This window comes from Aeromicrobium sp. (genome assembly GCF_036675695.1).
Taxonomy (GTDB): Bacteria; Actinomycetota; Actinomycetes; order Propionibacteriales; family Nocardioidaceae; genus Aeromicrobium.
Map to the genome: position 1 here is coordinate 1 of NZ_JAKFEL010000084.1, position 11,502 is coordinate 11,502.

An 11,502-nucleotide genomic window follows, 5' to 3' on the forward strand; every position below is an offset into this window, starting at 1 on the left:
TGACGTCGTGCCTGAGATGGTCGAGCGCTTCGAGTTCGAGGTCGACACGACCAAGGCCAACGAGAACTGGCGGGCAGAGGTCGCTGAGAATCTTGCACGCAAGGAGGCCGAGGACCGCGAGGCCGAGAAGGCTGATGCCTGATGGCCTATATCGTCCCCTCGCTCGCCGAGACGTTTGAAGACAGGGCGCTCTACACCCAGAGCAACCTGCAGGAGCTCCCATGCATGGACTGCAAGGCGCGCGTGCTCGTGCGCAAGAACAGCGAGCACCACACGTCCATCCAGTGGACCCTGGAAGCCGTCTCGGACTGCACGACCTTCGCCAAGATGAATCAGCAGGAGGGTGGACGACCGGTGTATGCCGGCTGCCCGCGACTGAACAAGTCGATCGAGGAAGCCGTGCGCGATGGCGCAGTCTCGGTCGGTACAGCCGATGACTGATCCTTCATACGAGCTTGAGGTCCTTGAGGTCATCGAGGAGACCGGCGATGCCCGGTCCGTCGTCCTCGATCCCGGCGAGCACCGCGATGAGTTCAAGTACGCACCCGGCCAGTTCCTGACTGTCGCTGTTCCGAGCGACCGGACTGGTCTCGTCGCCCGCAGCTACTCCCTCTCGTCGACGCCAGGCGATGACGGCCCGCTGACGATCACGGTCAAGAAGACCCTCGACGGCTACGCCTCGGGTTGGATCTGTGAGCACCTCAAGGCTGGTGACAAGCTGCGCGTGCTTCCGCCGAGCGGCATCTTCACCCCAAAGGACCTCGACGTCGACCTGCTGCTGTTCGCCGGCGGCAGCGGCATCACGCCCGTCATGTCGATCATCCGCGCGGCCCTTGCCGAAGGCGTCAACAAGATCGTTCTGTTCTACGCCAATCGCGACGAGAAGTCGGTCATCTTCCACGCCTCCCTTGCCGAGCTGTCGGCCGCACAACCCGAACGCCTTCAGGTCGTGCACTGGCTTGAGTCCGTACAAGGCCTGCCCACGCAGGAGCAGCTGAAGGCGTTCGCCTCGCAGTACCTCGATCGCGAGGCCTTCGTATGCGGCCCGGCACCGTTCATGAAGGCAGCGACGTCTGCGCTCAAGGAGCTGGAGTTTCCGCGGGAGCGTCGCCATCAGGAGAAGTTCGTCTCGCTCGGCGGCAACCCGTTCGACGTCCAGACGGTTGAAGCCCCCGCCGAAGACGCTGCATCCCCGGCTCCCTCGGGACCTCCGGTTCGCCTGCAGGTCGACCTCGATGGCGAGGAGTTCGACTTCGACGACTGGAAGCCCGGAACCACACTTCTCGAGCACCTCGAGAGCAAGGGCGTGAAGGCGCCCTACTCGTGCCGTGAGGGCGAGTGCTCCGCCTGCGCCGTACGTCTGCTCGAGGGTGATGTGTCGATGCGCAACAACGATGTTCTGGACGAGGAAGACCTCGCCGAAGGCATCCGTCTTGCCTGCCAGAGCGATGCCATCACCGAAAAAGTACGCGTGACCTACTCGTGATCCATCCTGATATTCGCCTGAGGGTGGGCGCCAAAGGCGTAACGCGGATCACACTGCGTCGTTACTGTTCTGACATCGCTTGGGAGTGCGAATGAGAATTCTTCTCTGTCGTCAGAGCTGTCCCTCCCACTTTTTGGTGAAACAGAGTGCATGGCTACAGGAGGGCACATGGGCATGAATCCCGCCATGGTCCTTCGGGGCCCCGGCCACGTCTTTGCTCTCGCCTGGGACGTCATCAAGCTGACGTTCACCACCCGGTTCCAGTTCCGTGAGTTCGTCGAGCAGGCATGGTTCGTCGCCAGCGTCACGATGATGCCCACGATCCTCGTCTCGATCCCGTTCGGTGCGGTCATCGCGCTCCAGGTCGGCAACCTCACAGGGCAGCTCGGCGCAGAGTCGTTTGCCGGAGCAACGGCGGTGTTGGCGACCGTACGAGAAGCTGCACCGATCGCTGCAGCGCTGATCATCGCCGGCGCGGCGGGGTCAGCGATCTGCGCTGACATGGGTGCGCGCAAAATGCGCGAAGAGATCGATGCGATGGAGACTTTGGGCATCGATCCGGTCCACCGACTGGTCGTGCCCCGTGCTGCAGCAACGCTGATCGTTTCGGTGCTCATGATCGGCATCGTCATCGTCGCCGGAATCGCCGGTGGCTACTACTTCACCGTCATCGTGCAGGGCGGATCTGCGGGCGCATTCCTCGCCTCGTTCACCTCGCTCGCCACGCTGACCGACATCTGGGTCGCGATGATCAAGGCCGCGATCTTCGGCTTCATGGCCGCGATCGTCGGCGCCTACAAGGGACTCAACGCCGGTGGCGGTCCCGCCGGCGTGGGTCGAGCGGTCAACGAGTCGGTCATCCTCTCCTTCATGCTGCTGTTCCTGATCAACTCGATCATCACGGCGCTCTACTTCCAGTTCGTCCCGCAGGCAGGCCTGTGATGAGCACACTCACCGAGCTCGGCTCAACCTTCGCCAAGTCGCAGCGCTCTCGCCTTGAGAGCATGGGCGACCAGCTGCTCTTCTATGCCAAGTGCCTCGGCTACATCCCCAAGGTGCTCCGCGACTACCGCAAGGAAGTCTGGAAGACCCTCGCCGAGGTCGTGTTCGGCGTTGGTGCACTCTCGGTCATCGCGGGCACGGTCGGCGTCATCGCCTTCCTCGCCTTCTTCGCCGGCACCGAGGTCGGCCTGCAGGGCTATGCCTCGCTGAGCCAGATCGGCGTCGCCAAGTTCACCGCCTTCATCTCTGCCTACTTCAACACCCGCGAGGTCGCACCGCTGGTGTCCTCGATCGCCCTGGCAGCAACCGTCGGCTGCGGCTACACAGCTCGGCTCGGCTCGATGCGCATCTCCGAGGAGATCGACGCGCTCGAGGTCATGGGCGTGCAGTCGCTGCCGTTCCTGGTGACTACCCGGATGATCGCCGGTTTCATCGCGGTCATCCCGCTCTACACCGTCGCGCTGCTGGCGTCATACCTCTCACCACGCCTGATCACGACGATGATCTACGGAGAGTCCGTCGGCACCTATGACCACTACTTCAGACAGTTCCTGCCACCGATCGACATCCTCTGGTCCTTCGGGAAGCTGATCGTCCTGGCCGTGCTGATCATCCTGATCCACTGCTATCACGGCTACACGGCATCGGGCGGACCTGCAGGAGTGGGTCTGGCCGTCGGCAAGGCGATCCGTTCGTCGATCGTGACAGTCATCGTCGCCAACTTCTTCCTGAGCTTCGCCATCTGGGGCTCGACGACCACAGTGCGGATCACGGGGTGATCTGATGCTGGCCAACCTGATCCACGACACCCCTGGTGAGCGTCGACGCCTCGCCGTTGCTGGCGTCGCGTTCATGCTGACGGTTGCCCTGATGATCTGGCTGTGCATCGCGCTCTACAACAAGCAGTTCACCAAGACCACCGAAGTGACGGTGATGGCCGAGCGCACGGGTCTTCAGCTCGCGAAGTTCGGCGACGTACGTATGCACGGCGCTCTCGTGGGCCACATCCAGAGGATTGAGAGCACAGGCAAGCAGGCCAAGATCACCTTGCATCTGCGACCCGAGGCTGCCCGCAACATCTCAGAGGACGTCACGGTCGAGATCATGCCGACGACCCTGTTCGGCCGAAAGTATGTCCAGTTGGTGCCGCCTGAGGGCGGAACGGTCGCCGGCGCGGCCAAGCTGAAGGACGGCACGGTCATCCCGGCCAGCAGGGTGACGACGAACGTCGAGCTGCAGAGCATCATGGCCAACCTGTTCCCGCTGCTCCGCTCGATCAAGCCGGCAGACATCAACTCCACGCTCTATGCCCTCGCCCACGCACTCGAGGGCAAGGGCGAACAGCTCGGCGACACCTTCGAGTCGTTGAACTCCTACCTCAAGCGACTCAACGTCAAGCTGCCGACATTGAAGACGGACCTGTCTCTCCTCGCCGACGTGGCCAAGACCTACGACCTCGCTGCCCCTGACCTGATCCGGCTGCTCGACAATGCGACGGTCACGGCGAGGACGCTCTCTGCCAAGAGCGACTCGCTGAACCGTGCACTCGGCAGCATCACCGGGCTAGCACGCGTCACCCGAGTCACCCTGTCGGAGAACGAGCAGCTCCTGATCGACCAGGTGCGGTCAGGCAGGCCGCTGCTCGCGCTTCTCGACACCTACTCGCCCGAGCTGCCCTGCCTGCTCGAGGGCATCGTTCTCCAACGAGAGAACACCGTGAACGTCTTCCAGAACAACCTCATTCACCAGACTCTCGAGCTCGGCGCCCCGCAGCGGACCGCCTACACCGCGGCTGACACTGCGGAGTTCGGTGAGGTCGGCCACGGACCGTGGTGCCTCGGCCTGCCGGCCGACTACAAGAACCCGGCAACGTTCCAGCCTCTCAAGGACGGGTCCGACAAGGACAATCCTGATGGCGGTATCAAATGACCACCCCAGAAAACCACTCGCTCCGCCTGTGGACCCGTTGGGGAGACCCGCAGTCCGCTCGCGCTTTCCCGGGGACCCCGGATGAGTAGCCGCGACAAGGCCTTCCGCGTTGCGGCGGTCAAGCTCACCATCTTCACGGTGGTGTCACTCATGACCACCGGCTTGTTGATCGCCATCATGGGTGGCTTCGGTCTCGGCTCGCAGACGGAGTACAAAGCCGAGTTCACGACGGCGTCGGAGCTGACCAAGGGTGACGACGTGCGCATTGCCGGTGTCGTCGTCGGCAAGGTCAAGAACGTCGAGATCCACAAGCGCAACCGCGCGATGGTGACGTTCAAGGTCAAGGACGGGGTGCCCCTCACCACGGACTCCCGCGCGAGCATCCGGTTCCTCAACCTCATTGGCGATCGCTACATGTCGCTGTCGGAGGGCAAAGCCGGGTCGCCGCGCCTCGCTCCCAAGTCGACGCTGCCGCTCGACAAGACCACCCCGGCGCTCAACCTGACTGAGCTGTTCCAGGGATTCCAGCCGCTGTTCCAGGCGCTCAACCCAGCAGATGTCAACAAGCTGTCGCTCAATCTCATCAAGGTGCTCCAGGGTGAGGGCGGAACGATCCAGGAGCTGCTCTCCAACACGGCCTCGCTGACCAGCACGCTCGCCGACCGTGACCAGCTGATCGGTGACGTGATCACCAACCTGAGCTCCCTGATGAAGACGGTCGACGACCACCACCAGGAGCTGGACGAGCTGATCGTCAGCATGAAGTCATGGTTCGGCGACCTCGCCAAGGATCGCTTGGTCATCGGCTCGTCGCTGACCAACATCGCCGATCTCACCGAGACGGTCGCTGACCTGCTGACGCAGGCCCGACCACTGATCAAGGAAGACGTCGCCCAGCTGCGCCGCCTGTTCACCCTGCTGGCCAAGCCCGAGAACAAGGCCTACCTCGAAGAGACCCTCAACAAGCTGCCCGACATGCTGACCAAGCAGACGCGGATCGGTGTCTATGGCTCTTGGTACAACTACTACCTCTGCGAGTTCCACTTCGGCATCGTGCTCCCCAGCGTCATCATGGACGCGCTGCCTGACGCCGTACGCCAGCAGATCTCCGACCTCACGATCTACAGCCAGGCCGAGAGGTGCAACTGATGGCGCGTAGAAGTGATTCACAAGTCCTGCGACTCGGCGCCGTCTCGATCGCGGTGCTGCTGCTCGTGATGGTTGCCTCGTTCAACCTCCAGAAGCTTCCGTGGTTCAAGGGCACGACGTTCCACGCCGAGCTCAGCGATGCGAGCGGTCTTCGTACCGGCGCTGAGGTCCAAGTCGCCGGCGTACGAGTCGGTCGTGTCAGCAAGCTGAACATCGGCACCGAGAAGGTCATCGCCGACTTCGACGTCAAGGACGCCAAGCTGGGCCGCTCGACGCGGGCCAGCGTCGAGGTCAAGAGCTTGCTGGGTGAGAAGTTCCTCAACATCACGCCCGAAGGCAGCGGACAGCTTCCCGCGGGCGCCACGATCCCGATCTCGCGCACCGACGTCACGGTCGACATCGTCAGCACGCTCGGTCAGCTGACCACGCAGACCGAGCAGACCAACAAGGAAAACCTCACTACGGCGCTCAACACGCTCGCCGAAGTCATCGACGAAGCGGCTCCCGAGGTCCAGTCGAGCTTCAGCGGACTGTCACGCCTGTCGTCCACCATCGCGACCCGCGACGAGGACATCGAGAAGCTCCTTGCCCGCTCACGCAACGTCACCGAGCTGCTTGCCGAGCGCAAGGGCGACCTCGTGACCCTGATGAAGCAGGCCGACCTCATCTTCCAGGAGCTGCAGAACCGCAAGCAGGCTGTCCACGAGCTCCTCGTCAACGCCAACGCGCTGGCAAGAGAGCTCGACGGAGTCGTCAAGGACAACCGCGAGCAGCTCAAGCCCACTCTCGACAAGCTCGAGAACGTGCTGCTCTTCCTGCATGCCCGTGAGGACAAGATCGAGACGCTTCTCAAGAACTACGGGCCGTACGTCAACATTCTGGGCAACATCGTTGGCTCCGGGCCGTGGTTCGACGCCTATGTCCCCAACATCGCGGGTGTGTTCGCCGGCGAGTTCACGACCACCAAGCCCGGGGGTGGATGATGTCGAGCTGGAGCAGAAGGACTCAGCTGGTGCTGGCGGCCCTACCCGTCGGCCTGCTGCTGCTCGCCTTCCTGATCTTCCCGGGTGAAGGGTCACGCACGGTCACGGCTCACTTCGACCGTGCCGTGGGCGTTTACCCGGGCACCCACCTGCGGGTCATGGGCGTACGCGTCGGCGAAGTGACGGCCGTCGTGCCCGAGGGCAACAGCGTCCGTGTCGAGATGACATACGACAGCGACTACAAGATTCCGGCTGATGCCGAGGCGGCGGTGATCACGCCGACCCTGGTGGCCGACCGCTACGTCCAGGTCTACCCCGCCTACAGCAAAGGCGCGGCAATGAAGGACGACGGCGACATCCCGTTGGCCCGCACCCAGACCCCCATCGAGCTCGATCGCATGTTCAAGTCGTTGGACGACCTCGCAGTGACGCTTGGCCCGCAGTCCGGTACGACCAAGGGAGCGCTCGACAACCTGCTCACGGCAGGCGCGACGGCGCTCGAGGGCAATGGAGCCCTCGGCTCCAAGACGATTCGCAACTTGTCGAAGGCTGCTGAGGTCTTCGCGGACAACCGCGGGCCGCTGTTCGAGAACGTACGTTCGCTCGCCGAGATCACCGACACGTTGGCGACCAATGACGCGACGGTCGAGGAGTTCCTGACCCAGCTGGCTGGCGTCTCCGAGCAGTTTGCGGGAGAACGGGATGAGCTGGAGGCAGTGCTCGAGTCGCTCGCCGACGTGCTGGGATCCGTCAGGGGATTCATCAAGGAGAACCGCGCGACCCTCGGCAAGGACATCGACTTGTTGGCCAGCCTTCTGCAACGGGTCGACAACCAGAAGGATTCTGTGGGCATCGTGGTCCAGAAGGGTTCGCTCGCGATGAGCAACCTCGCTCTCGCGTTCGAGCCGGTCACCGGCACCTACGGCTCCCGAGTGCAAGTCCAACCGGGCATCCAGTTCCGGCCCGATCAGTTCCTTTGCGAGACCCTGACCAACACCGGCGCTCCCGGCATGGATGTGGTGTGCGACCTGATCGAGACGCTCTTCACTCCACTTCTGCCCGCCATGTCGGGCGGCGCCGCGCCGCCGAGTGCCGAAGCGGCGACCACACCCGACATCGTGAGTCCTCCGACGCCCGCATCCGAGGGCGGCAAGCCCGACCTGATGTCGTTGCTCGGGGGTGGATCATGATGTCTCGCCGGTTACGCCTGGTCGTGGCAGCGTTCCTTGCGTTCGCGCTGAGCAGCTGCACGTTCAACGGCATCTATGACCTGCCCCTGCCGGGCAACAAGGTCAGCAAGGACAACGGCTTCCTGATCAGCGCGGAGTTCGCCGACGCGCTCAACGTCGTACCCCGTTCGGCCGTCATGGTCGGCGACGTCCCAGTGGGACAGGTGGAGGAGATCGTGCGGTCGGGCTGGAATGCCCGAGTGAAGATGCTGGTCCGCAACGATGTCGTCCTGCCCGACAATGCGGTCGCCGAGATCCGGCAGACGAGCCTGCTCGGCGAGAAGTATGTCGAGCTCTCGGCCCCCGTCGGAGCCGACGGCAAGCCTGCCGGCACCGGCAAGTTGGGACCCAACGACGTGATCCCGATGGATCGGACCGGTCGCAACCCGGAGGTCGAGGAAGTTCTCGGCGCGCTCTCCTTCGTGCTGACCGGTGGTGGTCTCGGTCAGCTCCAGACCATCACCCGTGAGCTCAACGCGATGATGGACGGGCGAACCGACGAGATGCGCGACGTGCTCAGCCAGGTCAACACTCTGGTCGGCACGCTCGACTCCCAGAAGGGCGACATCATCAACGCGCTTGAGTCGATCAACGGCTTGAGCCAGACGCTGGTCAACGAGAAGGAAACGATCGGCAAGGCCATCGATGCGGCGGGCCCGGCCATTGACGTCCTGCGGGACCAGCACGACCAGCTGGTCGGCATGCTTGCCGAGCTCGACAAGCTCGGCGTGGTCGGCACTCGAGTGGTCAACGAGACCAAGGACGACCTGATCGCGGAGCTCCGCCACCTCGAGCCCGTGCTTCGCAACCTGTCCGACACCGGCAAATCGCTGGTCCCGGGCCTGGTCACGGCGTCGAGCTACCCGTTCCCGATCGATGCAGCCGACGTGATCAAGGGTGACTTCGCCAACGTCGTGTTCTCGATGCAGATCAAGCTCACCCCCGTCAGCGAGGGTGGCTTGCTGCCGACCACACTCGACGAAGTCGTGACGCTGTGCCGCGGGCTTCCGACGGCACCCATTTGTAGCTTGGCCAGTGGAGTCTTCGACCCGCTCTGTGGATTGCTTCCCCTGCTTCCGCTGTGTGAGGCAGCCGATCCTGTTTCGTTGGCAGAGAACGGCCAACCCGACACGCTTCTCAACAAGCTGCTGACGGGCAAGTCGGGCGATGACGACGCTGAATCCAATGCTGACACCGGATCCAACGGGCTCGTGGAGCTTGTCGGCGGACTGCTGGGAGGAGGTGGCTGATGAGGCGTGGAATCAAGGTCAGACTCGTTGCCTTCGTCGTGCTGAGCGTGACGAGCATCCTGTACGTCGGAGCCAACTACCTCGGCTTCATCGACCAAGCACTCGGGCGCGGCTACACCGTGCACGTGCTGCTCCCTGGTTCGGGCGGTCTCTATGAAGGCAGCGAGGCAAGCTATCGCGGCGTCAGGATCGGCAAGGTCGCCAAGATGGAGGTCCAGGGTGACGGCCTGCGGGTCGACCTGGCTCTCGACGAGGACGCCAAGATCCCGGCGGATTCGCCGGTCTTCGTCCACAACCTCAGTGTCGTCGGCGAGCAGTACATCTCGTTCGAGCCGACCACCAAGAACGGCCCGCTGCTCAAGGATGGCGACACGGTGCGCGGCACGGCCGAGAGCCTTCCGCTCGGTGAGGACGTGTTGTTGCAGGACCTCGACGCCTTCGTCTCGAGTGTGAACGTTGGCGAGCTCAACACGGTAGTCACCGAGCTGGGCACGATGTTCCGTGACAACGCCAATCCGCTTCGGTCCATGGTTGACAGCGGACAGGCGTTCATCGATGCAGCGGTGGAGAACGAGCCTCAGACTCTCGCCCTGCTGGACGATGCCAAGACGGTTCTCGAGACGCAGAGGGACAGCTCCGACAACATTCGGTCGTTCGCCAAGGACTTGGCGGACGTCACCGACACCCTGGCAGCGTCGGACAAGGACGTTCGGGCAATCCTCGACCGGGCAGGCCCTTCGGTGGACGAGGTCACGGCCTTGGTCCGCACGCTCCGCAAGTCTCTTCCGCCGCTGCTCAAGCCGCTGATCAGCGTCACCGAGGTCCTCGACGCGCGTCTGCCGGCGCTTGAACAGCTCCTCGTGACGTTCCCCCGCCTCATCTCTTCCGGACCGTCCGCCCTGACCGACGGCTCGCAGACCGACGGCCAGAAGTTTGGTCGGGTGAACCTCAACCTCAACCAGGAACCCGCGGCCTGCACGGAGGGCTATCTTCCGCCAGGGCAGTGGCGTCCGCCTTCGGAGGAAGGTTTTGTGCCTCCGTACTATGAAGCAAACTGCGCTTCAGACCCGCCGATCAACATGCGCGGCACGAAGTACGCGCCACCGCTCTTCGACTGGAAGAACCAGTGAAACGAATCTCCACCACGAACGCCGTACTTCTAGTCGCACTCGCTGTTCTCGTTGCATGGCTGGTCCTGTTTGCCGTGCGCGGCAGTGCAGCCGCCCCGGGCAATACTCCGGCCGAGGCTCGAGCCGAGCAGTACGCCGATGTCACTCGTGCAGCCCGCTCGGAGACTTTGGCCTTCCTCGCTGTCGACCACAAGAAGATGGACCAGTTGACCAAGCGGGTCCTCGACGGGGCAACCGGTGAGTTCAAGAAGCAGTACCAGGCGTCCTTGAAGTCATTGAAGGAAGCGGCGGTCACCCAGGAGTCGATCTCCAAGGGACGCGTCGACCAGATCGGTCTCGGTGACGTGGACGGCGACTCGGCTTCCGTGTTCGTGGCGGCCAGCAGCAAGGTCCAGAACAAGGGCACCAAGGGCAAGGTCGAGGACCGATCCTGGCGCATGAAGCTGACCATGGCCAAGGTGGACAACCGTTGGCTCGTCTCCCAGCTCGAGTTCGTGGGTTGAGATGGCAAAGCTGAAGCGCGACGAGCGCGTATGTCCCTTTTGCGCGGAGACCATCAAGGCGTCCGCGATCAAGTGCCGCTTCTGCCAGTCAGAAGTGACCCCGGTTCCCGAGCCCGAGACAGAGCCTTCACCTCCTGCACCGGCGAAGAAGGTGGCCACCAAGAAGGTGCCGGTCACGAAGGCCGTAGCCACCGAGGTCGTCCACGATCTCAAGGCCGATCGCCCGACGGCGGCAGAACGACTTGCCCCACTGTTCAAGAACCTGACTCTCGTGCTGGCGACACTCGTGGCGCTCGCCGCCGCTGGCGTCGGCACGCTGTGGTGGCAGGCCGAGCAAGGTTCTGCCAGCACGACGCCCAGCGGACTTCTGGTCGGTGACGACGCCCGTACGGAGGTGCTGATCGCAGGAGCCGACCTGGCCACGCGCACCCTGTCGTACGACTACAAGACGTTCGACAACGACTTGGAGACAGCCCGCGCGCGTATGACGAAGTCGTTCCGCAAGGAGTATGACTCGACGATGTCGCAGGTCAGAGCCAATACCGAGAAGAACAAGATCGTGCTGCAGGCGACCGCAGTTGCCTCGTCGATCATCAGCGCGACCGAGCACAAGGCCAAGGTCCTGGTGTTCCTCAACCAGACCACGACCGCCGGTGTCGGGAAGTCCGCCAAGCAGCAGGCCAGTCAGAACAGCCTCGTCGTCACCCTGACGCGCGGCGATGGCGACTGGGCCATATCCAAACTCACGGCGCTGGGATAGAATAGAACACGTTCTAGTTCTACCGTCCTGAAGCGAGGAGCGGATTCACGATGGCAAAGGTCGAAGTCGACTTCGATGTGT

General features: G+C 63.3%; 12 protein-coding genes. All 12 read left to right on the top strand.

The window, feature by feature from the left end; translation table 11 throughout:
- The first annotated feature begins 141 nt into the window (after positions 1-141).
- The 12 genes from V6M39_RS05405 (at position 142) to V6M39_RS05460 (ending at position 11,421) form a co-directional block, all read left to right on the top strand.
- The gene (locus V6M39_RS05405) at positions 142-441 is read left to right on the top strand and encodes a hypothetical protein (protein WP_332642716.1); all 300 of its coding nucleotides are present in this window, start codon (positions 142-144) and stop codon (positions 439-441) included.
- Positions 434-1,486, top strand: a complete 1,053-nt coding sequence (locus V6M39_RS05410; protein ID WP_332642717.1) for a ferredoxin--NADP reductase — start codon at positions 434-436, stop codon at positions 1,484-1,486. Before V6M39_RS05405 ends, V6M39_RS05410 begins: the two co-directional genes overlap by 8 nt.
- Before the next feature lie 150 nt (positions 1,487-1,636).
- Positions 1,637-2,428, top strand: a complete 792-nt coding sequence (locus tag V6M39_RS05415; protein ID WP_332642718.1) for an MlaE family ABC transporter permease — start codon at positions 1,637-1,639, stop codon at positions 2,426-2,428.
- Positions 2,428-3,267, top strand: a complete 840-nt coding sequence (locus V6M39_RS05420; protein ID WP_332642719.1) for an MlaE family ABC transporter permease — start codon at positions 2,428-2,430, stop codon at positions 3,265-3,267. Before V6M39_RS05415 ends, V6M39_RS05420 begins: the two co-directional genes overlap by 1 nt.
- A gap of 4 nt (positions 3,268-3,271) precedes the next feature.
- The gene (locus tag V6M39_RS05425) at positions 3,272-4,417 is read left to right on the top strand and encodes an MCE family protein (protein ID WP_332642720.1); all 1,146 of its coding nucleotides are present in this window, start codon (positions 3,272-3,274) and stop codon (positions 4,415-4,417) included.
- A gap of 81 nt (positions 4,418-4,498) precedes the next feature.
- A complete protein-coding gene (locus V6M39_RS05430; protein WP_332642721.1) occupies positions 4,499-5,566 on the top strand; it encodes an MCE family protein in 1,068 nt (355 codons plus the stop codon).
- Positions 5,566-6,549, top strand: coding sequence for an MCE family protein (locus tag V6M39_RS05435; RefSeq protein WP_332642722.1), 984 nt, complete (start codon positions 5,566-5,568; stop codon positions 6,547-6,549). The genes V6M39_RS05430 and V6M39_RS05435 overlap by 1 nt, the downstream gene beginning before the upstream one ends.
- A 29-nt stretch (positions 6,550-6,578) precedes the next feature.
- Positions 6,579-7,739 (top strand): MCE family protein, encoded by a 1,161-nt coding sequence (locus V6M39_RS05440; protein WP_332642723.1) that lies wholly within the window; start codon positions 6,579-6,581, stop codon positions 7,737-7,739.
- Positions 7,739-9,028, top strand: a complete 1,290-nt coding sequence (locus V6M39_RS05445) for an MCE family protein (protein WP_332642725.1) — start codon at positions 7,739-7,741, stop codon at positions 9,026-9,028. The genes V6M39_RS05440 and V6M39_RS05445 overlap by 1 nt, the downstream gene beginning before the upstream one ends.
- The gene (locus tag V6M39_RS05450; RefSeq protein WP_332642726.1) at positions 9,028-10,158 is read left to right on the top strand and encodes an MCE family protein; all 1,131 of its coding nucleotides are present in this window, start codon (positions 9,028-9,030) and stop codon (positions 10,156-10,158) included. Before V6M39_RS05445 ends, V6M39_RS05450 begins: the two co-directional genes overlap by 1 nt.
- Positions 10,155-10,661, top strand: a complete 507-nt coding sequence (locus V6M39_RS05455) for a hypothetical protein (protein ID WP_332642727.1) — start codon at positions 10,155-10,157, stop codon at positions 10,659-10,661. The genes V6M39_RS05450 and V6M39_RS05455 overlap by 4 nt, the downstream gene beginning before the upstream one ends.
- 1 nt (position 10,662) lies before the next feature.
- Positions 10,663-11,421, top strand: a complete 759-nt coding sequence (locus V6M39_RS05460; protein WP_332642728.1) for a hypothetical protein — start codon at positions 10,663-10,665, stop codon at positions 11,419-11,421.
- Positions 11,422-11,502 lie beyond the last annotated feature (81 nt).

Coding starts and splice junctions, on each gene's coding strand:
- V6M39_RS05420 (WP_332642719.1), top strand. CDS start 2,428: ATGAGCACACTCACCGAGCTCGGCTCAACCTTCGCCAAGTCGCAGCGC.
- V6M39_RS05425 (WP_332642720.1), top strand. CDS start 3,272: ATGCTGGCCAACCTGATCCACGACACCCCTGGTGAGCGTCGACGCCTC.
- V6M39_RS05435 (WP_332642722.1), top strand. CDS start 5,566: ATGGCGCGTAGAAGTGATTCACAAGTCCTGCGACTCGGCGCCGTCTCG.
- V6M39_RS05460 (WP_332642728.1), top strand. CDS start 10,663: ATGGCAAAGCTGAAGCGCGACGAGCGCGTATGTCCCTTTTGCGCGGAG.
- V6M39_RS05415 (WP_332642718.1), top strand. CDS start 1,637: ATGGCTACAGGAGGGCACATGGGCATGAATCCCGCCATGGTCCTTCGG.
- V6M39_RS05410 (WP_332642717.1), top strand. CDS start 434: ATGACTGATCCTTCATACGAGCTTGAGGTCCTTGAGGTCATCGAGGAG.
- V6M39_RS05450 (WP_332642726.1), top strand. CDS start 9,028: ATGAGGCGTGGAATCAAGGTCAGACTCGTTGCCTTCGTCGTGCTGAGC.
- V6M39_RS05445 (WP_332642725.1), top strand. CDS start 7,739: ATGTCTCGCCGGTTACGCCTGGTCGTGGCAGCGTTCCTTGCGTTCGCG.
- V6M39_RS05405 (WP_332642716.1), top strand. CDS start 142: ATGGCCTATATCGTCCCCTCGCTCGCCGAGACGTTTGAAGACAGGGCG.
- V6M39_RS05430 (WP_332642721.1), top strand. CDS start 4,499: ATGAGTAGCCGCGACAAGGCCTTCCGCGTTGCGGCGGTCAAGCTCACC.